Annotated in this window: 24 protein-coding genes and 1 tRNA gene; 19 read left to right on the forward strand and 6 right to left on the reverse strand. The window is 57.2% G+C overall.

Going from position 1 to position 19997, the window contains the following annotated elements:
- The first annotated feature begins 94 nt into the window (after positions 1–94).
- Together H8S11_RS01405 and ftsZ are read left to right on the forward strand one after the other, a co-directional pair.
- Positions 95–961: a cell division protein FtsQ/DivIB gene (locus H8S11_RS01405; protein WP_186851929.1), complete on the forward strand. Its 867-nt coding sequence runs from the start codon at positions 95–97 to the stop codon at positions 959–961.
- A 169-nt stretch (positions 962–1130) separates the two neighbouring features.
- A complete protein-coding gene (ftsZ, locus tag H8S11_RS01410) occupies positions 1131–2276 on the forward strand; it encodes a cell division protein FtsZ (protein ID WP_147571533.1) in 1146 nt (381 codons plus the stop codon).
- A gap of 56 nt (positions 2277–2332) precedes the next feature.
- Here the strand turns inward: ftsZ and H8S11_RS01415 are convergent, their stop codons facing one another.
- Genes H8S11_RS01415 through H8S11_RS01425 form a run of 3 tightly spaced genes read right to left on the reverse strand, consistent with a single transcriptional unit; the run spans position 2333 to position 3586 of the window.
- On the reverse strand, positions 2333–3013 hold the full coding sequence (locus tag H8S11_RS01415; protein ID WP_186851930.1) for an LrgB family protein: 681 nt from the start codon (positions 3011–3013) through the stop codon (positions 2333–2335).
- The gene (locus H8S11_RS01420; protein WP_240288919.1) at positions 3010–3360 is read right to left on the reverse strand and encodes a CidA/LrgA family protein; all 351 of its coding nucleotides are present in this window, start codon (positions 3358–3360) and stop codon (positions 3010–3012) included. The genes H8S11_RS01415 and H8S11_RS01420 overlap by 4 nt, the downstream gene beginning before the upstream one ends.
- 13 nt (positions 3361–3373) lie before the next feature.
- Entirely contained in the window at positions 3374–3586 is a 213-nt protein-coding gene (locus H8S11_RS01425) for a helix-turn-helix domain-containing protein (RefSeq protein WP_186851932.1), read from the reverse strand.
- Positions 3587–3671: 85 nt separating this feature from the next.
- On the opposite strand from H8S11_RS01425, the gene H8S11_RS01430 reads away from it, so the two are divergent.
- Positions 3672–3968, forward strand: coding sequence for a DUF6809 family protein (locus tag H8S11_RS01430; protein ID WP_186851933.1), 297 nt, complete (start codon positions 3672–3674; stop codon positions 3966–3968).
- On the opposite strand, the gene H8S11_RS01435 is transcribed toward H8S11_RS01430, so the two are convergent.
- Positions 3941–5200, reverse strand: a complete 1260-nt coding sequence (locus H8S11_RS01435) for a diaminopimelate decarboxylase (protein ID WP_147571514.1) — start codon at positions 5198–5200, stop codon at positions 3941–3943. The genes H8S11_RS01430 and H8S11_RS01435 overlap by 28 nt on opposite strands.
- Here H8S11_RS01435 and H8S11_RS01440 point away from each other — a divergent pair.
- From H8S11_RS01440 to H8S11_RS01475, 8 genes are all read left to right on the forward strand, one after another.
- The gene (locus H8S11_RS01440) at positions 5199–5399 is read left to right on the forward strand and encodes a hypothetical protein (protein WP_147571512.1); all 201 of its coding nucleotides are present in this window, start codon (positions 5199–5201) and stop codon (positions 5397–5399) included. The two genes, H8S11_RS01435 and H8S11_RS01440, sit on opposite strands and share 2 nt — an antisense overlap.
- Before the next feature lie 188 nt (positions 5400–5587).
- Complete coding sequence (locus tag H8S11_RS01445) at positions 5588–6934, forward strand: uracil-xanthine permease family protein (protein ID WP_147571510.1); 1347 nt, start codon at positions 5588–5590, stop codon at positions 6932–6934.
- Between the two features lie 195 nt (positions 6935–7129).
- Positions 7130–7528, forward strand: coding sequence for a serine proteinase (locus H8S11_RS01450; protein ID WP_147571508.1), 399 nt, complete (start codon positions 7130–7132; stop codon positions 7526–7528).
- 98 nt (positions 7529–7626) lie between these two features.
- Positions 7627–7821, forward strand: coding sequence for a hypothetical protein (locus H8S11_RS01455; RefSeq protein WP_147571506.1), 195 nt, complete (start codon positions 7627–7629; stop codon positions 7819–7821).
- 119 nt (positions 7822–7940) lie between these two features.
- Positions 7941–8288 (forward strand): arsenate reductase family protein, encoded by a 348-nt coding sequence (locus H8S11_RS01460; protein ID WP_147571504.1) that lies wholly within the window; start codon positions 7941–7943, stop codon positions 8286–8288.
- Positions 8289–8562: 274 nt separating this feature from the next.
- The gene (gene spoIVB / locus H8S11_RS01465; RefSeq protein ID WP_243200886.1) at positions 8563–9699 is read left to right on the forward strand and encodes a SpoIVB peptidase; all 1137 of its coding nucleotides are present in this window, start codon (positions 8563–8565) and stop codon (positions 9697–9699) included.
- A gap of 232 nt (positions 9700–9931) precedes the next feature.
- On the forward strand, positions 9932–10693 hold the full coding sequence (gene spo0A, locus H8S11_RS01470) for a sporulation transcription factor Spo0A (RefSeq protein WP_147571502.1): 762 nt from the start codon (positions 9932–9934) through the stop codon (positions 10691–10693).
- A 73-nt stretch (positions 10694–10766) separates the two neighbouring features.
- Positions 10767–11009: a TIGR03905 family TSCPD domain-containing protein gene (locus tag H8S11_RS01475; protein ID WP_147571500.1), complete on the forward strand. Its 243-nt coding sequence runs from the start codon at positions 10767–10769 to the stop codon at positions 11007–11009.
- Positions 11010–11209: 200 nt separating this feature from the next.
- Here the strand turns inward: H8S11_RS01475 and H8S11_RS01480 are convergent, their stop codons facing one another.
- Positions 11210–12577 (reverse strand): D-alanyl-D-alanine carboxypeptidase family protein, encoded by a 1368-nt coding sequence (locus H8S11_RS01480; RefSeq protein WP_186851934.1) that lies wholly within the window; start codon positions 12575–12577, stop codon positions 11210–11212.
- A gap of 114 nt (positions 12578–12691) precedes the next feature.
- On the opposite strand from H8S11_RS01480, the gene H8S11_RS01485 reads away from it, so the two are divergent.
- From H8S11_RS01485 to H8S11_RS01520, 8 genes are all read left to right on the forward strand, one after another.
- Positions 12692–13090: a ComEA family DNA-binding protein gene (locus H8S11_RS01485; protein ID WP_186851935.1), complete on the forward strand. Its 399-nt coding sequence runs from the start codon at positions 12692–12694 to the stop codon at positions 13088–13090.
- Positions 13091–13115: 25 nt separating this feature from the next.
- The gene (locus H8S11_RS01490) at positions 13116–13820 is read left to right on the forward strand and encodes a response regulator transcription factor (RefSeq protein WP_147571494.1); all 705 of its coding nucleotides are present in this window, start codon (positions 13116–13118) and stop codon (positions 13818–13820) included.
- 53 nt (positions 13821–13873) lie between these two features.
- Positions 13874–15373, forward strand: a complete 1500-nt coding sequence (locus H8S11_RS01495; protein ID WP_147571492.1) for a sensor histidine kinase — start codon at positions 13874–13876, stop codon at positions 15371–15373.
- Complete coding sequence (locus H8S11_RS01500) at positions 15370–15885, forward strand: GerMN domain-containing protein (RefSeq protein WP_186851936.1); 516 nt, start codon at positions 15370–15372, stop codon at positions 15883–15885. Before H8S11_RS01495 ends, H8S11_RS01500 begins: the two co-directional genes overlap by 4 nt.
- An 89-nt stretch (positions 15886–15974) precedes the next feature.
- On the forward strand, positions 15975–17258 hold the full coding sequence (locus H8S11_RS01505) for an O-acetylhomoserine aminocarboxypropyltransferase/cysteine synthase family protein (RefSeq protein ID WP_147571487.1): 1284 nt from the start codon (positions 15975–15977) through the stop codon (positions 17256–17258).
- Positions 17259–17313: 55 nt separating this feature from the next.
- Complete coding sequence (locus tag H8S11_RS01510) at positions 17314–17706, forward strand: DUF3783 domain-containing protein (RefSeq protein WP_186851937.1); 393 nt, start codon at positions 17314–17316, stop codon at positions 17704–17706.
- A 72-nt stretch (positions 17707–17778) separates the two neighbouring features.
- A tRNA-Leu gene (locus H8S11_RS01515) sits at positions 17779–17865 on the forward strand.
- A gap of 503 nt (positions 17866–18368) precedes the next feature.
- Positions 18369–19166: a PepSY domain-containing protein gene (locus H8S11_RS01520; protein WP_186851938.1), complete on the forward strand. Its 798-nt coding sequence runs from the start codon at positions 18369–18371 to the stop codon at positions 19164–19166.
- A gap of 99 nt (positions 19167–19265) precedes the next feature.
- Here H8S11_RS01520 and H8S11_RS01525 read toward each other — a convergent pair whose 3' ends face one another.
- Positions 19266–19907, reverse strand: a complete 642-nt coding sequence (locus H8S11_RS01525; RefSeq protein ID WP_147571480.1) for a TetR/AcrR family transcriptional regulator — start codon at positions 19905–19907, stop codon at positions 19266–19268.
- Between the last annotated feature and the right edge of the window lie 90 nt (positions 19908–19997).

Raw genomic sequence — 19997 nt, forward strand, 5'->3', positions numbered from 1 at the left:
GGGGGACCATTGGGAACACAGAGAACCAGCGGCGAAGCTGTGCAAACTTCCGGCAGGAACCGGATGGGAGCCCGGCGGAGCCAGGGAGGATCGTATGCCGAGAAAGAACCACAGCAGAACACGCAGGAAGAACAGAGGGCGCTTTGGCCCTCTGTTCAAGCTGCTCTGCGCCCTGGCTGTGGTCATCGCCCTGACCATAGGGGCCACAGTATTTTTCCAGGTGGAGACCATCGCTGTGACAGGAAACAGCCGCTATACACAGCAAGAGGTGATAGACGCCTCCGGCATCCAAATCGGCGACAATCTCTACCGAATGAATAAGTATCAGATCGGGGATCAGGTGCTGCGGCAGCTGCCCTATGTGGAGAAGATTCTGATCCGCCGCTCTCTGCCCAGCACCATCGTCATTACGGTGTCCGAGTGGGACGCTGTCGCCCAGATCCTGCCCCCGGAACCGGGTGCGGCGGTGACAGTGGAGGAACCGGAGCAGCCGGCGGAGGACCCAGAGGCCAGCTCCTCCGGCAGTCAGCCGGCCACCCTCCAGGCGGCTTCGGAGCCATGGCTCATCAGTGTGGGGGGCAAGCTGCTGGAGCCGGCGCCCGCCGACAGCGGAGCCATCGAGGTGACAGGGCTCACCGCCCTGTCACCAAAGGCGGGTACCATGCTGGAGATCCCAGAGGCGGAGCAGCCCAGACTGGATGCCCTGCTGGATCTGCTGGCCACTCTGGAGGAGATGGAGGCGGTGGACCGGGTGTCCTCCATCCAACTGAGTGAAACCCAGGTCAAACTGCACTACCTGGAGCGGTTTGAGGTAAAAATGCCCCTTAACGCGGACTTTAGTTATAAGCTCCGAGTGCTGGAGCAGGCGGTGGCCAAGGCGGAGGAGGAGTTTGGCAGCCAGGCATCCGGCGCCATGGACTTGACACAGCAGGACTACGCCGCGGTGTATTCTCCCGATTGATGGGAAGTATTGGAAAATGACGGAAAGTTTCGTCGGAAGCGAGATTTTCTCTTGACCGGCAAAGGAAAGAGCGATACAATATAACAAAATGTAGACTTCACAAGCGGAAGCTATCCACAACAGGTTGTTTTGCGGCGATAGCTTCCACATTTACATAGGAGGAACGACAATGGCCTTCGGATTGGATATGGGTCCTGAAAGCGTAGTAAACATCAAGGTAGTGGGCGTCGGCGGCGGCGGCAATAACGTGGTCAACCGTATGGTCCGTACCGGCACCAAGGGCGTGGATTTCATCGCGGTCAACACCGACAAGCAGGCGCTGTCGCTCTCTGGCGCAGGCCAGAAGATACAGATCGGCGAGAAGCTGACCAACGGCCAGGGGGCGGGCTCCGACCCTGAGGTGGGCCGCAAGTCTGCCGAGGAGAACCGTAGCCAGATCTCCAAGGTCCTGGAGGACGCTGACATGGTCTTTATTACCGCCGGCATGGGCGGTGGCACCGGCACTGGCGCGGCCCCCATCGTGGCCGATATTGCCAAGGAGCTGGGGATACTTACCGTGGGTGTGGTCACCAAGCCCTTCCGGTTCGAGGGAATGCGCCGTATGAAGCAGGCGGAGAACGGGATTGCTGAACTGCGCAACAAGGTGGATTCACTGGTTATCATCCCCAACGAGCGGCTGAAGCTGGCCACGGACCAGAAGATCACCATGCTCAACGCCTTTGAGATTGCGGACGATGTCCTGCAGCAGGCCGTCCAGTCCATCTCTGACCTGATCAATAACACCGGCTTTATCAATCTGGACTTTGCCGATGTGTCCGCCGTCATGAAGGACGCGGGGTGCGCCCACATGGGCGTTGGCCGCGCCGCGGGCAAGAATAAGGCTGAGGAGGCTGCCAAGATGGCTATTTCCAGCCCCCTGCTGGAGACTTCTATCAACGGCGCCAAGGGCGTGCTGATCAATGTGACCGGCTCTATGGATATCGGCCTGGAGGAGGTAGAGACAGCGGCCAACCTGGTCCAAGAGGCCGCTCACCCCGACGCCAATATCATCTTCGGCGCTGCCTTTGATGAGTCCCTGGAGGACGAGATTCGGGTCACTGTCATCGCTACCGGGTTTGACCAGGCGCCCAACAGTGTTCCAACTGCCCCCAGCGCTGCTGGGGAGCGTCCCGCGGTACAGGCTCCGTCCCAGGAGGCTGGGCAGCCAGCTGGAGAGGGGCAGTCGGCCGCTTCTCCTGTTGCCGAACCGGAGAAGCCCAAGGTCAGTGACGACGACTGGGATATTTTGGAGCGTATTTTCAGCAAGAAACGCTAATTTATGATAAAAGACAAAGCAGCCCGTGCCGATGGCACGGGCTGCTTTTATGCGGATTAGAAAAACATGATGATGATGGAGGTCATGATGCCGCATACACAAAGGGCGATAGAGCTCATAGCCCCCTGGAGAGCGCCAATCTCCATGGCCTTGGAGGTACCCAGAGCATGGCTGCACGCCCCGATGGCCACCCCTTCCGCCACCGGGTCTGTGACGCGGAACAGTTTGGCGAAAAGGGGGGCAAAGATAGCGCCTATTACTCCGGCCACTAGCACGGCGGTGACTGTGATGCCCTGAATACCACCGTTGCTGTCCGAGATGGCAACAGCGATAGCGGTTGTGACGCTTTTAGGCAGGAGGGAGGAGGCAATGACACTGTCCACAGACAGCAGTTTGCACAGCAGAAGGATGGACCCCAGACTAGTGAGACAGCCGGTGAAGCACCCCGCCAGGACAGGGAAAAAATACTCCTTTAGTAGCTGACGCTGGCGGTAGATATTCAGGGCCAGCACCGCGGTCACTGGGCCCAGGAGCAGGGAGAGGACATCGCCGCCCTGCTGGTAGTCCTCATACGGGACACGGAGGGCTGCCAATACCGACAGGATCAGAGCCACGGCCACGGCAAGGGGGTTGAGCAGGAAACAGCCGGTCCGTTTCTGGATCCACTGAGCCACGCTCCAGGCCGCGCAGGTCAGCACAATGCCAAAGAAGGGGGAGGAGAAAAGAATGTCTCTCACCGGCCTTTCCCCCCCTTCCGACGAATGAGTAGCTGGATGGTCCAGGCGGTGACCAGATAGACCAGGGGAGTGGTGACTACGGCAATAAAAAAGAAGGGGATCAGGTAGGGAAGAAGCTTCTCCCAATGCTCTATGATGGCTACACAGGGCGGGACGAAGAAGAAGGCCATATTGTCCACCAGGAAGCCGGAGACCCGGCCGATGTGCCGCTCCTTTACCACTCCAGAAAAGAGGAGCAGCAGGAGAAGCACCAGACTGATGACCCCGGCGGGAAAGGGGAAGGGCAGCAGAAAGGAGATGCCCTCGGAGATCAGACAAACGCCGAACACAACGGCGATCTCACCCATGATGTTCAAAATACTAGCTCCTTTTCTCAGACCGGCCCACCAGGTAATCCAGGGTGACCTGGTAGAAGTCGGCCATCCGGACCAGGGTGGAGGCGTCCGGCTCCCGCTCCCGCTTTTCATATCGCCGGTAAGTGCTGAACGGGACGCCCATTCCTTTTGCCGCATCTCCTTGGGTGAGATGCCGTTCTTTTCGGAGGAGGAAAAGACGGTCAGATAATTTTGTCATTTTTTCTTTACCCCCTTGACAGCCCCAAACGGAGTAATTATAATAGAATTAACCCGTTTGGAGTATAAAAGTGGGAGGACAAATCATGATAGAATCGGTAAGAATCCTGTATGACTATGTCTTGGAATGCCGAAATGAAATGATGAAAGACCCGGACTATCGGGCTAGTGGTGAAATCGTGGATAAAAATTACAATCAGTTGAAGGGGCGGCTGAATGAGGAGGGGTGCCAGCTTTTGGACCAGCTGATGGACAGTCTGACGCACCAGCTGTGCCTGGACATGGAGTACAAATTCCAAATCGCCCTGGAAATGGGCGCGGAGTTGTATACAGCCCTCAGTCCCCGGCAGACGCCTTACTCCCAAATAGCGGTGGCGAAATAGTCTTCCGGCGTTTCGGCCCGACGGATCAGGCGGGTAGAGCCGTCCTCGCACAGCAGGACCTCGGCGGAACGGAGCCGTCCATTGTACTGATAGCCCATAGCGTGGCCATGGGCGCCGGTGTCATGGATGACCAACAGATCACCAATGTCTATCTCAGGCAGCATCCGGTCGATGGCGAATTTGTCGCTGTTCTCACACAGGGCGCCGGTGACGTCGTACTTGTGGTCACAGGGCAGGTCCTCCTTGCCCATCACAGTGATGTGGTGATAGGCCCCATAGATGGCCGGCCGCATCAGATTGGAGGCACAGGCGTCCACCCCAATATAATCCTTATAGGTGCGCTTCTCGTGGAGAACTTGGGTGACCAGGTGGCCGTGGGGAGCCAGCATGAACCGGCCCAGCTCGGTGCAGAGGGACACATCACCCATCCCCGCGGGGACCAGGATCTCCTCGTAGGCCCTCCGTACCCCTTCGCCGATGACCGCGATGTCATTGGCAGGCTGATCCGGACGGTAGGGGACGCCCACTCCGCCGGACAGGTTGATAAAGGTGATATGACAGCCGGTTTCTTCCTTCAACTCCACAGCGGTGCGGAAGAGAATGGCGGCCAGCGCAGGGTAATACTCGTTGGAAATGGTGTTGGAGGCCAGGAAAGCGTGGATGCCGAACTCCTCGGCGCCCAGCTCTTTCAGCCGGCGGAATGCCTGGGTCATCTGGGGCCGGGTCAGACCGTATTTGGCCTCCCCGGGGTTATCCATCACCTGAAAGCCCTCTTTGCTCTCGCCCAGGGTAAAGGTGCCGCCAGGGTTATAGCGGCAGGAGATCTTTTTGGGGATATAGCCGATGGTGTTCCGCAAAAAGTCGATGTGACTGATATCGTCCAGATTGATGGTGGCCCCCAATTCGGCGGCCAGCTGAAATTCCTCGGCGGGCGTATCATTGGAAGAAAACATGATCTCGTCCCCGGCAAAGCCACACCGCTGGCTCATCATCAGCTCGGTGAGGGAGGAGCAGTCCACGCCACAGCCCTCCTCCCGCAGGAGCTTCAGAATTTGGGGATTGGGGGTGGCCTTGACGGCAAAATACTCCTTAAAGCCTGGATTCCAGGAGAAGGCCCGGTACAGGCCGCGGGCGGTTTCACGGATGCCCTTCTCATCGTAAAGGTGGAAGGGGGTGGGGTACTGTTTGACGATTTCCTGGAGCTGCTCCAGGGTGACGAAGGGCCGCTTCATGGCAGATCGCTCCTTTATCTTTGGTATGGGGCGGGACAGAGAAAAGCCTTCCCAGCGGGAAGGCAAAAAACTCCCCAAGAGGGAAAAATCAAAACTAGTTTATCCCCCCAAGGGAAAAAAGTCAATGCGCGGAACGACCAACAAGCCGGCAGAGAAGAAAAAATCTTTTATCTTTCGAGAAAAAATCCCGAAAACATAACATTTTCTCTTGCGTCCTGTCGGAAATTCTGTTATGATACTTCGGAACGAGAAAGGGGGAGCGCGTCATGACCATGTATGAGCCTTTTAGCTGGCCTAAGTTTGACGGGGCCCTCATTTCTATCTGCCGCTGACAATCACAATGTGGTTGTCTTTTTTTGTGTGCCAAACGTGAAGGGAGAAATGTAAATGAATCACCACGAGCCTATCCGCGACGCCCGTCAGTTGGGCCTGCCCAAAATGCTGATCCTCGGCCTTCAGCATATGTTCGCCATGTTCGGCGCTACCGTGCTGGTCCCCATCCTGGTCCAGGGCTACGGGCTGCCCCTTTCCATCCAGACCACCCTGTTTTTCGCCGGTGTGGGCACCCTGTTCTTCCACGTATGTACCAAGCTGAAGGTGCCAGCGTTCCTGGGTTCCTCCTTTGCCTATCTGGGCGGCTTCAGCGCGGTGGCCCAGCTGGATTCCGGCATCTATGCCAATATGACCGGAGAGGAAAAGCTGCCCTACGCCCTGGGCGGCATCGTGATAGCTGGCCTGATGTATCTGGTGCTGGCCGCTCTGATCCGGCTGCTGGGCGTGCGCAAGGTCATGCGCTACCTGCCCCCCGTAGTCACCGGGCCCATCATCATCCTCATTGGCTTGTCCCTGGCCCCCAGCGCGATCAATAACGCCTCCACGAACTGGTGGCTGGCCCTTCTGTCCATCGCTGTTGTTATCGCGGCAAACATTTGGGGCAAGGGCATGATCAAGATCATTCCTATTCTGCTGGGCGTTGTGATCCCCTATGTGGTAGCGTTGGCTACCAACCAGGTGGACTTCTCCGGCATGGCCGCCGCGGAACTGGTCGGACTGCAGCCCTTTGTCTTGGCCAAGTTCGACCTTACCTCCATCCTGGTCATGGCCCCCATCGCCGTGGCGGCCATGATGGAGCATATCGGGGATATGTCTGCCATCTCCGCCACGGTGGGGGAGAACTTTATTGAGAATCCGGGCCTCCACCGCACCCTCATTGGCGACGGCATCGCCACCTCCCTGGCCGGAATGTTTGGCGGTCCCGCCAATACCACCTATGGCGAGAACACCGGTGTGCTGGAGCTGTCCCAGGTCTTTGATCCCAAGGTGGTCCGGCTGGCCGCTGTCTATGCGGTGGTGCTGTCCTTCTCTCCCAAGTTTGCCGCCGTCATCAACTCCATCCCTACCGCCATTATCGGCGGCGTGTCCTTCATCCTCTATGGCATGATCTCCGCTATCGGCGTGCGCAACGTGGTGGAGAACCGGGTGGATTTCACCAACTCCCGCAATCTTATTATTGCGGCCGTCATCATGGTGTGCGGCCTGGGCTTCAAGATCTGGGGCAACAACAACGAGTTCTCCGGACTGACCTTCCATGTGGGCGGCGCCTCCGTGACGCTGACCTCCCTGGCCATTGCGGCCATCGCTGGCATCGCCCTCAACGCCATCCTGCCCGGCAAGGACTATGAATTCGGCGCCGATGTGACCAAGGGCCGCTCCGGTGACTTTGGACGGTATTGAGCGATACATGTAGTTGGAAACGGGAGCCTCCGGAATGTCCGGAGGCTCCGTTTTTATTCCATTCCTGAAAGAAAGATATAGCAAAGATGAAAAAAACATTAAATCGGGGGCAAGGTCCTTGCGCGGGAAAACAAAATAGGATAAAATGAAGCCATCAAACGGGCGACCGTATGGAATGAAGGAGGCAACGATACCATGGGATTTTTTGATAATTTCAAGGAAAAGGCCACTGACTTGGCCCAGGCCGGTGTAGCCCAGTCCAAGCGGCTGGCGGAGATCGCCAAGCTAAAGACCGCCAACATGGGCGAGGAGGACACCATCAAAAAGGCGTACATCGAGCTGGGTAAGCTGTACTACGCGGAGAAGGGTGCCGCCCCTGAGGCGGCCTATGCCGCCTCCTGCGAGAAGATCACTGCGGCCAAGGCGGCGATCGAGGCCAACAACGACCGCATCGCCGAGCTGAAGAGTTCTGCCGACGATGAGGTGGAGGTGGTCGCGCGGGTGGAGCCTGTGGAGCGCGCAGCGGAGCCGTCTGCCCATCAGGAAGCGGAGGTTCAGGAAACAGAAGCCCAGGAGAATCCGCCCCAGGAATAACACCGCCGCTAGGGGCCTGCCATGATTTGACATGGCAGGCTCTTTTTCGTATGCCCTCCCCCTTTTTCGGGCAAACTGTGGGAGAAGGAGGAGAGCTTATGGAGCAATATTACCGTCTTCCACAGGATGTGGTGGGCCACGACCCGGTGCTGCTGTCCTACTGGGACAAGATGCCCCCACGGGCCCGGCTGCGTCTGCTGGAGAGCGATATCAGTGTATCAACCCTGGGAGAGCTGCAAAAGCTGGGGGAGGAGCTGGGACGGGATACGACCGTACCGCCCGAAATGAGGTAAAAAAGGATTTTCATTCCAACTATGATATTTTTCAGCAGAGAACTTCTGGCTGAAATGTTCTCTTTTGGTTGCGCCACCCTGAGAAACATGATACCATAGGAAAAAAGGAGGCGGCGACCATGCTGTTTGTATGTTACCCCAAATGCACCACCTGCCAGCGGGCCAAAAAATTCCTGGACGACCGGGGCGTGTCCTACACCGAGAGACACATTAAGGAGAATAATCCTACAGCGGAAGAGCTGCGCGGATGGTGGCAGGCCAGCGGCTTGCCATTAAAAAAATTTTTTAATACCTCCGGCCTATTGTACAAGTCTTTGGAACTGAAGGACAAGCTCCCCACCATGACGGAGGAGGATCAGCTGGCACTGCTGGCCACCGACGGAATGCTGGTCAAACGGCCCATCCTGGTGGCGGATGACTTTGTGCTGGTGGGCTTCCGAGAGGCGGAGTGGTCCGCGCGGCTGTAAAAAGCGCCCAGCTTCAGGGAAAGGAAATGGATCGGACAGACTGGAGGGATTCCATTGGGGGTCCTCCAGTCTGTCTTTGCTAAAAAATATTCCTTTGCTGACATTAGGGTCCAGGGTCCTTTTTCCATTGTCCGTCCCAGATAGGACGAAGCGCGGACAGCTGGAAAGGGTGGAAGGTCTACCCTTGATTGAATCTCCCCCGACACGGTCATAATGAGAGGGCGGACGGCTTGAACGTGCCGTCCGCCCTTTCGTTTTTAAGGGGGTGGAACAAATGGAGAAAGGACCAAAACAGAAGGGCGGCCCCGGTATGGCCGGCGCTTTGGCGGGTGTGCTGGGGCTGTGTCTTCTAGCGGCTATCCTGTTGACCGGAGATGGGGGAAGGGCCACGGAAGCGGCCGCGCCCGCCATGCTGACAATGCCTAGACTGTCCGCCGCCGCTTCCGTGGATACCGAGATTGGCGAACAGGTGATCCCCCTGGGCCGGGCAGTGGGTATCAAGCTTTTTTCTGACGGTGTGCTGGTGGTGGGCCTCTCACCGGTAGAAACAGAGCGGGGCGCCCAATACCCCGGGCGGGATTGCGGCTTGAAGGCGGGAGACGTGATTACCCATATCAATGGGGAAGAGGTGGACACCATCGAAGAAATACAGGAGATGGTGGCACAGCAGCAGGGAGAGCAGCTGACCATTCAGGCGGTCCGGGGCCAGCGGCAGTTGCAGCTGACTACCGCCCCTGTAGCCAACAGTCAGGGGAATTACCAACTGGGCGTCTGGCTGAGAGACTCAATGGCGGGCATCGGAACAGTGACCTTCTATGACCCGGAGACCGGTGTGTTCGCCGCTCTGGGCCATGGCATCAACGACGTGGATACCGCCATGCTTATGCCGCTGGAATCGGGCGCTATCATGGAGGCGACGGTGTCTGATGTGAAAAAAGGGGTCAGCGGCCAGCCCGGTGAACTCCATGGGCAATTTGATTTGACCCGGGACTTGGGAACACTCTACGCCAACACCAATCTGGGTATCTTTGGCCAGTTGGACCAAAACGAGCTGACCCAGGGGCTGGAGCCGGTAGAAGTGGCTGACAGGGAGCAGATCCACACTGGGAAAGCCACGATCCTGTCCAATATCCGGGGGGACAAGGTGGAAGAGTTTGACATCGAGATTACCAAACTCTTTCTGGATGGGGATGGGACCCGTAACCTGATGGTCCAGGTGACCGATCAGGGGCTGCTGGAGACCACCGGCGGCATCGTCCAGGGAATGAGCGGCAGCCCGATCCTGCAGGACGGCAGGCTGGTGGGCGCTGTGACTCACGTCTTGGTCAGCGACCCCCAGCGGGGCTACGGCATCCTGGCGGAAAATATGATCCGACAGGCCGACAGCTGCCGCCAAGCCCAGATGTCTTGAGCCAGGGGCCTCAGGATACCACACCTGAGGCCCTTTTTCTTTCTAATACGACATAAACTTCCACAGATAACATCCAAAATATTCCAAAAATGTCGAAAATTAAAGAAAAGTTCATGGAAAAATATAGAAGAATTGGCTTGAATATGCTGTCTGATTATGCTAGATTATAGGTGGCCGGTCGAAACCCGTCCCAACTGTGGACGAGGACATATGAAGCAGTAGGAGTGATATCATGATGGAAGCAATCAAACGAATATTGATTGCAGACGCTGGAGAGGACTTCCGGCGGGGTCTGGTAGACAGCCTGTCCGGAGAGGCGGATATCCAAGTGGCCGGTCAGACAGGCGATGGGGCTGAGTTAGTCCGTATGGTGAGCGAGCTGATGCCGGACGCGGTGGTGATGGAGATTGTGCTGGCGGGCCTGGACGGCCTGGAGGTGCTGGAACAGCTGAACAAGATGGAGAAACGCCCCAAGATCCTGGTGCTGTCCAATTATACCAGAGGCGGGATCGCGGATGCCGCTGCGGCAAAGGGGGCTGACTATTTTATGGTGAAGCCCTGTCGAAGCAGTGCCCTGTGTGAGCGGATTCGGGACCTCACCGGTGGGACAGCCATAGAAACAGAGGGTGATCGGGGCGTCGATCTGGAGAAGCAGGTCACGGCCATCATCCACGAGGTGGGAGTGCCCGCCCACATCAAAGGCTATCAGTATTTGAGGGAGGCCATCCTGATCGCGGTCCGGGATATGGACGTGATCAATGCGGTGACCAAGGTCCTCTATCCCGAAGTGGCCAAGCGGTTCAATACTACTGCCAGCCGGGTAGAACGGGCGATCCGTCATGCCATCGAGGTGGCGTGGGACCGGGGCGATTTAGAGACGCTGCAGAAATACTTTGGCTATACCGTTTCCAACGCCAAGGGAAAGCCCACCAACAGTGAGTTCATCGCCATGATCGCCGACCGGCTTCAACTGCAGAGAAAACACCAGGCATAACGGATACAGGAGAGAAATACTTGCCTTTTTCCTCCGATTTTGCTATGATAGCGGAGGAAATGGGGTGAACCATATGACGATTAGATACAGACCTAAGGGTGTCTGTTCCCATCTGTTTGAAATAGAGGTAGAGGAGGGACGCATCCTCTCAGTCCGGGTAGAGGGCGGCTGCAGCGGAAATCTGCAGGGCTTGTCCTCACTGCTGCGGGGGATGGAAGTCAAAGAAGCCATAGGGCGGCTGGAGGGCATCCGCTGCGGAGCTAAGAGCACCTCCTGTCCTGACCAGATGGCCCAGGCACTGAAAACTCTCATTTGAGCTGGGTGAGCTCGACATGATGACCATAGATAACAGGCGCGGAAGGGAGCTGTCCTCAGCCCAGCCGTGCCTGTTTTTTTATGTTGGAGCACATGACGTCGCACGGGCGCGAGGTCTGCGGAAAGGGGCGCCCTGACGGGTGGACCGGGACCTGGTCAAACTAGCTGACAGGTCCCGCTCTATCCCACTGGAGGAGAAGGTTATTTTCGAATGCCCCGATAATTGCTCCGGGAGCGGGCGCCGGTGCCGGAGCGATACCGCCGCTTCTTGCGGAAGACCAGCAACCTTAGCAAAATAAAGGCGGCCAGCAGCAGGACGACAGCCAGGATGATCTGGACCCAGGTGTCCTGGAAGAAGGAGATGAACTGCTCCTTTTTATACAACAGCTCAGACCGTTCCACGGAATTGACCGCTACCAGGTCCAGCTTGCCGTATACCTCGCCCTCATAGGACAGAGTCATAACGCCGAGCACCTGTCCCTCTTCCACTGGGGCCTCCACCTCCTCGGAAAAGAGGGCAATCTTGGTTTCAATGGCGTCCAAATCCATGTCCTTGGGGAGTGTACGGGTGATGGAGCCCTGGGGCTTGACATTGACCTCGTCCGCCTGGCGGGACATGGTGACTGCCACCTTGTCCACAGGCTCGGTCCCCTTAGTGATGGTGACGCGTTCAAAATTGTTGAAGCCGTATTCCAGCAGCCGTTTGCTCTCTACCAACTGTCCCTGGCGCAAGTCCTCATAGCCCTCCTGCTCCATGGGGCCGGAGCCCAGCACCACCGAAATGAGCAGAGTGTCCCCGTCCTCGGCGGCGGCGATGAGGCAGCGGCCAGCCTCGTCCGTGTTGCCTGTCTTGCCGCCAATACACTTGTCATAGACATAGCCGGAGTACCAGAGGTTGGAGATAAGTCCGTTGGTGTTGTAGAAATACCGCTCCGCCGACAGATTGGTGGCGGGTACAGTGTAAGCGGCAGTCTTGATGATGGTGCGGAACAGGTCGTATTCCAAGGCCGCCTGGAAGATCAGGGCCAGGTCATAGGCTGTGGAGTAGTGGTCCTCGCTGTGCATGCCGGCTGTGTTGGTGAAATGGGTGTTCTGACAACCCAGTTCCCCGGCCTTTCGGTTCATATGGGCTACGAAATCCTCGATGGTGCCATCTACTTCTACCGCCAATACATTGGCGGCGTCGGCGGCGGAGGGGAGCATGACACAGTAGAGCAGGTCCTCCACCGACATGACTTCGCCCTCCTTCAAGCTGGCCACCACATAGCCGGCGCCGGAGGGGATATCCTGCATCCGGGTAGGGCCGGCGGTGACCATGGTAGAGGGAGAGAGCTGACCGTTCTCAATGGCTTCCAGCACCAGAAGGGCGGTCATGACCTTGGTAGTGCTGGCGGGATAGGCCTTCTCATAGGCCCCCTTGTCGTACAGTACCTCGTTGTAATTGGCATCCAGCAATACCGCGTTGGTGCAAAACAGGTCAGGCTCCTCCAGGGCAGCGGCTGGGGCGGTGAACAAAGTCAGTACCATGGGGAACAGCAGAAGTAGAGAGAGAAAGCGATATTTTTTCATAGGAAATTCTCCGTATGTATGATATACTAATTTTATATCCGTTCATCTGGCAAAGTCGGATAGCAGTATTATAGCAAAAGCAGCGGCAGTCCGCAAGCGGCAGGGGGGAGAAAGATGAGAGATATATCCCGCTTCGATAAGGTGATACTGCTGCTAACCGCGGGGTTTGTGCTGTTCACTGGGGGCTGGTTCCTGGCCCAGAGGAGTGCGGCCCAGCCCTATCAGGTGACTGCCGCCCGGAACGACCGGGAGGAGCCCCAGGAGACGGAAAAGGGATCTTCCTCCTTCGGGGGGAGGCCGGACAGCCTTCTGCCCGGGGAGAAGATCGATCTCAATACCGCGGACCAGTATGATTTGCGGCGCCTGCCCGGCATTGGGGAGAAGCGGGCCCAGGACATTGTAGACTACCGAGAGGCGCACGGGCCCTTCCAGTCGGTGGACGAGCTGGACAATGTGTCCGGGATCGGACCAGGTATCCTGGATGGGCTGCGGGAGTATGCCTGTGTGGGCTAGGACAGGGAATAAGGAGTTTTTATCCATGGCGAAAATATTAGTAGTAGACGACGAGCAGGTACTGGTCAAGGGCATCAAATTCAACTTGGAGCACGAGGGCTACCAGGTGGAGGTGGGCTACGATGGGGAGCAGGCGGTTGAGCTGGCCCGGGAGGGGAGCTTTGACCTGATCCTGCTGGACCTGATGATGCCCAAGATTGATGGCCTTCAGGCTTGTATGCGTATCCGGGAGTTCTCCAATGTGCCCGTCATCATGCTGACGGCTAAGGGGGAGGACGCGGACAAGCTCATGGGATTTGAGAGCGGGGCGGACGACTACATCACCAAGCCCTTCAACATCCTGGAGCTGAAGGCGCGGGTGAGGGCGCTCCTCCGCCGTTCCGGCGCCGCCGGACAGAAGCAGTCGGGCGGCGTTCTGTCCATAGGCCACATTCGGCTGGATACCGGGGAGCGGGCAGCCTGGAAGGGGGACAAGATGGTGGAGCTCACCGCCAAGGAGTTCGACCTGATGGAGCTGCTCATGCGCAATCCAGGCCGGGTGTACAGTCGGGAAAATCTGCTCAATGTGGTCTGGGGCTATGAGTATATTGGAGATTACCGCACAGTGGATGTCCACGTCCGCCGGCTCCGGGAGAAGCTGGAGCTGGACCCGGCCAACCCGGAGTATATCCGTACCAAGTGGGGCGTGGGCTACTTTCTGTCTAACCGGCCGGAGGAGCGGGAGCGTTAAGCGCAGGCCTCGAGTGGGTGTGGGCGGACAGACTAAGGAAGGAGGGAGACAAAATGGCGGGGCCGCAGCAGAAGAAGCCGGGCAAGACTGTGCCGTTTTTTGCCTCTCTCCAGGTCAAATACGCCATGAGCTACCTGGTCATTTTCGCCGTGGTGCTGGTGCTGCTGAATACCTATCCGGTCATCGCCTCCCAAGATCTCCTCTTTACCTCCAAACGGGACTCGCTGAAGAGCCAGACGGCGGTGATGGCCTCCGCTCTCATGGAGCTGGAGTCTCTCTCCGCCGACCAGGTGGCCAGGGTAATGAATATGCTGGACAACATGGGGCTGTCCCGTATCCTGGTTACTGATCCGGCAGGTCTGATCCTCTATGACAGCCTGGAGGCGGGGGAGAAGGACCAGGAGAACCAGGAGGAGCCAGAGGAACCACACTACCGGTATGCCCTCTACCAGGAGGTGGTGGGGGCGCTGCGGGGGAAGGATGTGTTCTACTCCCGCTATGAGAACGATGTGTTTACCTCAACCGCCGCCTCCCCCATCGTCTACCGGGGCATGATCATCGGTTCCATCTATATTCTGGAGGTAGACGCGGCCCAGGGGCAGCTTTTGAGCAGCCTACAGCAGAACCTGCGTACCATTTCACTGGTCATCGCCGCGGCCACCCTGGTCATGTCCACATTTTTCTCCAAGATGCTTACCGCCCGGATCGCCGCCCTCCTGCGGGCCATCCGCATTGTGGGCGAAGGGGAGTACGGCCACCGGCTTCAGATCGAGGGGCGGGACGAGATGGCCCAGATGGCTGAGGAGTTCAACCAGCTGACCGACCGGCTCCAGACCACGGAGGAGGTCCGCCGCCGTTTTGTGTCTGACGCCAGCCATGAATTGAAAACACCGCTGGCCTCCATCCGTCTACTGGCGGATTCTATCCTCCAGAACGACCAGATTGACCGTGACACAGCAAGGGAGTTTGTCTCTGATATCGGCGCGGAGGCAGACCGACTGACCCGCATCACTGAGCATTTACTGGCATTGACCAGGTTGGACAGCCTGCCTGCTGGACAGACTGAGCCAGTGGACCTGTCCCAAGTGGCAGACCGGGCGGTGTCTATGCTCCTTCCTGTGGCTGACGCTGCCGGTGTGACCATCGAGAAGGACCTGAAGGCGGACTGTGTGGTCCGAAGCACAGGGGACGACCTGTATCAAATCTGTTTCAATCTGATCGAAAATGCCGTGAAATACAATTTCCCAGGCGGTAAGGTGTTTGTGTCAGTCTATCGGGACACAGATCAGGTCCTGCTTGAGGTGGGGGATACGGGGGTAGGTATCCCGGAGGAGGACCTGCCCAAGATATTCAACCGTTTCTACCGGGTGGATAAGGCCCGTTCCCGGGCGGCCGGCGGGACCGGACTGGGCCTGTCCATCGCGCGGGACACGGTCCGCCGTCACGGGGGCTGGATTACTGCCAGGCCCCGCCACCCAGAGGGGACTCTCTTTACCGTGGGATTCCCCCAGTATACCGCCCAGCCGGACCGGGACGAGGAGGGAGAAGGATGAGAAGGACCCTCGCTCTGGCTTTGGTACTCCTTCTTGCTTTGCGCCTGCTGCCGGGCTGCGGGAGCGGCGGGGAAGAGAAGGGAGAGTATGAGCTCTATTTCGCCGTGAGCAGTGGGGTAGGACACGGGCCGGCACTGGATACCCAGCCCCTGGACTGGCCGGAGGACCGTGGACGGCCCACCCCGGAAGACTTGCTTCTGGCTCTGCTGTCCGGTCCCTCACAGGAGGGACTGCGCTCCCCATTCCCCAGAGGAGTAGCTCTGCGCTCCTGGGAGCGGGAGGGTGAAACGGTCACTGTCTATCTGTCAGAGCAATACGGGGGACTGACCGATATGGCCCTGACGCTTGCCGACTACTGCATCGTCCTTACCCTGTCACAATTAGAGGGCGTAGAGTGGGTAGAGATACGTTCAGAGGGTCACACCTCCAGCTACCGTAGCCACCAGCTCCTTCAGGCTGGGGAGGCGGTACTGACCGAAGAACTGATGGAGGGGGCCGATTCGGCTACTTGACAAATCGCGGACGGGAGGGTAAGCTTAACTATCCCCCAGATGTTGGGGCGGTCCTGTCCGCCATGCCCCATAAGAAAGAAGGAAATTTTATGAGTGATTATCAAATCAATACCAAGTGTGTCCAGGGCGGCTATACCCCTGGAAACGGAGAGCCCCGGCAGATCCCCATTGTCCAGTCTACTACTTTTAAGTACGCCACCAGCGAGGACATGGGCAAGCTCTTTGACCTGGAGGCCAGTGGTTATTTTTATACTCGGCTGCAAAACCCGACCAACGACTATGTTGCTGCCAAGATCTGTGAGCTGGAGGGGGGAACTGCCGCCATGCTCACCTCCTCTGGTCAGGCGGCCAACTTCTACGCCATCTTCAATATCGCCAACTGCGGCGACCATATCGTTGCCTCCTCCACCATCTATGGCGGTACCTATAACCTGTTCCACGTAACTATGCGGAAGATGGGCATTGACTTTACCTTTGTAGAGCCAGACTGCTCTGACGAGGAGTTGGAGGCCGCCTTCCGGCCCAATACCAAAGCAGTGTTCGGCGAGACTATCGCCAATCCCGCCCTCACCGTGCTGGACATCCAGCGGTTCGCCAAGGCGGCCCATGCCCACGGTGTGCCCCTCATCATGGATAACACCTTCGCCACTCCAGTCAACTGCCGCCCCTTCGAGTGGGGGTGTGACATCGTCACCCACTCTACCACCAAGTATATGGACGGCCACGGAGCGGCTGTGGGCGGCGCCATTGTGGACAGCGGCAATTTTGACTGGATGGCCCACGCTGAGAAGTTTCCTGGCCTGACCACCCCGGACGACAGCTACCACGGCATCACCTACGCCGAGAAGTTCGGGCAGGCAGGCGCGTTTATTACCAAGTGTACCGCCCAGCTGATGCGGGACTTTGGCTCCATCCAGTCCCCCCAGAACGCCTTCCTGCTGAATCTGGGATTGGAGAGCCTCCACGTCCGTATGGCCCGCCACTGTGAGAACGGTCTGGCTGTGGCCAGGTTTTTGAAGGACCACCCCAAGGTCAGCTTTGTCACCTACCCCGGCCTAGAGGGGGACAAGTATTATGAGGTCGCCAAAAAGTACATGCCCAACGGGACCTGCGGTGTGGTATCCTTCGGAGTCAAGGGCGGACGCAAGGCGGCTGAAACCTTTATGAAGCACCTGAAGCTGGCTGCCATCGAGACCCATGTGGCTGACGCCCGGACCTGCTGCCTCCATCCCGCCTCCGCCACCCACCGGCAGATGAACGACCAGGAGCTGGCCGCCGCTGGGATCACCCCGGACCTGGTGCGGATGTCCTGCGGCATCGAGGACGCGGCCGACCTGATCGCTGACATCGAGCAGGCCCTGGAGGCAGTCTGAATCAGAAACGACCCGGCGCGGCGAACCCCGTGCCGGCATGGAAAGGATTTTTGATATGAAGCGTGTAGGAAACGCAGGTACTATCCTGATGTACAACCTCTCCGGACCGGAGTTTTCTAAGCTGCGGCAGATTTTCGCCATGCTGCGGCTGCGGATGCGGGTAGTAGAGCCGGACCGTTACCACATAGCTCTGTCTGATCTGGCTGCTGGTAGAGGAGAGGGCGGAGAAATGAGTGAGGCGCTTCCAGAAGCTATGCTGGTTTTTTGCGGACTGAACAACGCTCTGCTCAACCAGGTGCTGGAGGTTATCCGTCTGGCAAAGCTGCCTCCGATCCCTCTGAAGGCTGTTCTGACTGCTTCCAATCAGGAGTGGGATACCCACCAGCTCTATGAGGAACTGAAGAAGGAGCGGGAGGCCATTGCTGCCCAGAAGGCGGAAAAGGACTAAAGTGGGAAAAATCCCGTTGACAAATCTCCGCTGGGACAGTATAATAATCAAGCGGTCGTTGGACCGCTCTTTGCGGCTGTGCTGGAATTGGTAGACTGGCAAGCTTGAGGTGCTTGTGTCCGTATGGGCGTACGGGTTCGACTCCCGTCAGCCGCACCACGTCGGAGCAAAGTCCGCTTTGCTCCGACGTCTTTTTATGTCCACGGCACAAAAAGACGTCATCCGCCCGCTCCCTTGCTTCTCCTTTCCAAATCGAACCCACTGCGTTGGGCTTTGATTTGGGGCCGCCCTACGGGCGGCTATTTTCGTTTCTGAAAAAATATCGGCTTTAACCGTCTTTTGTACTCTTTACGCCCCGGAATCCTTGCGTTGAAAGGACTCCGGGGTTTTGTTATTCTTCTGAAAACCATTTTGGGTATTCTTGCGTATTTTGCTTTCGCTATGAAATCAGAGACTCCACCACCGCTTATTTATTCAGTTCCGAATTTGCGATATAATCGTGCCATCAGCTAGGGATCTGCGCAGACCTTCGGGCCAATGGAGCCGATAGAAAAAATTTTTCTTTTGGTGCAATAAAATGGAAGGGCCGTGCGTTATATAGATGAACAGCAAATCAGCCCCCCAAAAATTGCTGAAATAACAACTTGACGGAGGACATAAAAATGAAAAAGACATTCTCAAAGACTTTGGTGGGTTGCGCCGCCGCAGTAATGGTGACTGGGGCCCTGCTTACCCCCGTAATGGGTGCCAATGCATCCCGCCCCTGGCAGACTGCTGACACAGACTTTATCGGGAGATCCAGGGCGGAAGAAATCGCCCTTGACCACGCCGGGATAGAGGCATCCCAGCTCTCCTGGATCCATGTCAAGCTGGACCATGACCATGGACGTGTAGAATATGACGTGGAATTCTTCTCTGGCAACAAGGAGTATGATTACGAGATCGACGCAACCAGTGGAGACATCCTGAGTTTTGACTATGATGTTGAATGGTACATGGGTGTTGGGACCCCGGCCCAGGCTAGCGGCGATATCGGCGCCGAAGAGGCCAAGGTGATCGCTCTGGACCATGCCGGTGTGAAGGCGAAGGACACGGTGTTCCTCTATGCGGAGCTGGACTATGACGACGGACTACGGGTCTATGATGTAGAGTTCTTCTCTGAAAATAAGGAGTACGACTACAAGATCGACGCGGCTACGGGGGAAATCCTGGGCTTTGACTATGATATTGAGTGGTACACCATCTCCACCACGGACAGCGATTACATCGGTGAGGCCAAGGCAAAGCAGATCGTGGAACAGGCTGCCGGTACCACAGGGGTTTACACTGACTTCAAGCTGGAGGTAGACGACGGGCGTGTGCTGTACGAAGGTGAGATGCGAAGCGGCTGGATGGAGTATGAGTTTGAAATTGATGCCGTAACCGGCGCGATCATTGACTGGGAAGCGGATTGGGACTGAAACACAAAGAGAATCCGCGCGAGGGGCAGCTGTCTGGTCAACCTGATATCGAAATAGGAAACGTCCCGGAACAATCACAGTTCCGGGACGTTTTTTGCATTATTCCTCTTCTAAGGAGCAGCCTCTTGGAAAAGAGGGATCGCCAGAAGGGATAGAGGAGATCTGCCCTCGGCGTAATGCGGCTCCCCGGAGGTGGTCTTCCAAAACAGTGCTGATAAAATTGATCAGCTCATCCGGAGTCTGATCGATCTCTCCCAATAGCCAGCTCTCCATGACGCTGGCCAAGGACACCACATAGAAGTGGGCCAGAAGAGCCACATGGTCTGAGGACGATGGGTCTTGCAGGTCGGGAAGAAAGCCTTCAATGGTCTGTGAGATGATGGTATGGAGCTGTTCCTCAAAAAAGCGGCGGATATGCCCACGGCCCAGAGAGCGCAGCGCGCAAAGGCAGACTGCACGATTGCTTTGTAAATAGTGAAAGAGCTCCAAAAGGCCCTCCCGCCACAGGAGAGCTCCTTCCCGTCGCTCCAGCAGAGATACGGCTTCATTCTGAAACATCCAGCGCATCAGGTCGTAGATGTCCTCAAAATGGTAGTAAAAATTTTGCCGCTTGATATGACATAGGTCGGTGAGCTCTGAAATCGTGATTTTCTCCAAAGGCTTCTGAGCCATCAATTTTTTTAACGCCGCAGCCAGAGCCCATTTTGTCTGCTGGGAAGCGACATAGCATTTTTTCTCCATAGAATGCCCTCCTGTGCCTGTTAGTATAGCACAAAGGGGCTGGAGGCTCAACTGATCTATGGGACAGAGGACCGATTTATGACACTGCCG

This window comes from Flintibacter hominis (genome assembly GCF_014287965.1).
In the GTDB taxonomy this organism is placed as follows: domain Bacteria; phylum Bacillota; class Clostridia; order Oscillospirales; family Oscillospiraceae; genus Lawsonibacter; species Lawsonibacter aceti.

Coding starts and splice junctions, on each gene's coding strand:
- H8S11_RS01405 (WP_186851929.1), top strand. CDS start 95: ATGCCGAGAAAGAACCACAGCAGAACACGCAGGAAGAACAGAGGGCGC.
- ftsZ (WP_147571533.1), top strand. CDS start 1,131: ATGGCCTTCGGATTGGATATGGGTCCTGAAAGCGTAGTAAACATCAAG.
- H8S11_RS01420 (WP_240288919.1), bottom strand. CDS start 3,360: ATGGGTGAGATCGCCGTTGTGTTCGGCGTTTGTCTGATCTCCGAGGGC.
- H8S11_RS01425 (WP_186851932.1), bottom strand. CDS start 3,586: ATGACAAAATTATCTGACCGTCTTTTCCTCCTCCGAAAAGAACGGCAT.
- H8S11_RS01430 (WP_186851933.1), top strand. CDS start 3,672: ATGATAGAATCGGTAAGAATCCTGTATGACTATGTCTTGGAATGCCGA.
- H8S11_RS01440 (WP_147571512.1), top strand. CDS start 5,199: ATGGCAGATCGCTCCTTTATCTTTGGTATGGGGCGGGACAGAGAAAAG.
- H8S11_RS01435 (WP_147571514.1), bottom strand. CDS start 5,200: ATGAAGCGGCCCTTCGTCACCCTGGAGCAGCTCCAGGAAATCGTCAAA.
- H8S11_RS01445 (WP_147571510.1), top strand. CDS start 5,588: ATGAATCACCACGAGCCTATCCGCGACGCCCGTCAGTTGGGCCTGCCC.
- H8S11_RS01450 (WP_147571508.1), top strand. CDS start 7,130: ATGGGATTTTTTGATAATTTCAAGGAAAAGGCCACTGACTTGGCCCAG.
- H8S11_RS01455 (WP_147571506.1), top strand. CDS start 7,627: ATGGAGCAATATTACCGTCTTCCACAGGATGTGGTGGGCCACGACCCG.
- H8S11_RS01460 (WP_147571504.1), top strand. CDS start 7,941: ATGCTGTTTGTATGTTACCCCAAATGCACCACCTGCCAGCGGGCCAAA.
- spoIVB (WP_243200886.1), top strand. CDS start 8,563: ATGGAGAAAGGACCAAAACAGAAGGGCGGCCCCGGTATGGCCGGCGCT.
- spo0A (WP_147571502.1), top strand. CDS start 9,932: ATGATGGAAGCAATCAAACGAATATTGATTGCAGACGCTGGAGAGGAC.
- H8S11_RS01475 (WP_147571500.1), top strand. CDS start 10,767: ATGACGATTAGATACAGACCTAAGGGTGTCTGTTCCCATCTGTTTGAA.
- H8S11_RS01480 (WP_186851934.1), bottom strand. CDS start 12,577: ATGAAAAAATATCGCTTTCTCTCTCTACTTCTGCTGTTCCCCATGGTA.
- H8S11_RS01485 (WP_186851935.1), top strand. CDS start 12,692: ATGAGAGATATATCCCGCTTCGATAAGGTGATACTGCTGCTAACCGCG.
- H8S11_RS01490 (WP_147571494.1), top strand. CDS start 13,116: ATGGCGAAAATATTAGTAGTAGACGACGAGCAGGTACTGGTCAAGGGC.
- H8S11_RS01495 (WP_147571492.1), top strand. CDS start 13,874: ATGGCGGGGCCGCAGCAGAAGAAGCCGGGCAAGACTGTGCCGTTTTTT.
- H8S11_RS01500 (WP_186851936.1), top strand. CDS start 15,370: ATGAGAAGGACCCTCGCTCTGGCTTTGGTACTCCTTCTTGCTTTGCGC.
- H8S11_RS01505 (WP_147571487.1), top strand. CDS start 15,975: ATGAGTGATTATCAAATCAATACCAAGTGTGTCCAGGGCGGCTATACC.
- H8S11_RS01510 (WP_186851937.1), top strand. CDS start 17,314: ATGAAGCGTGTAGGAAACGCAGGTACTATCCTGATGTACAACCTCTCC.
- H8S11_RS01520 (WP_186851938.1), top strand. CDS start 18,369: ATGAAAAAGACATTCTCAAAGACTTTGGTGGGTTGCGCCGCCGCAGTA.
- H8S11_RS01525 (WP_147571480.1), bottom strand. CDS start 19,907: ATGGAGAAAAAATGCTATGTCGCTTCCCAGCAGACAAAATGGGCTCTG.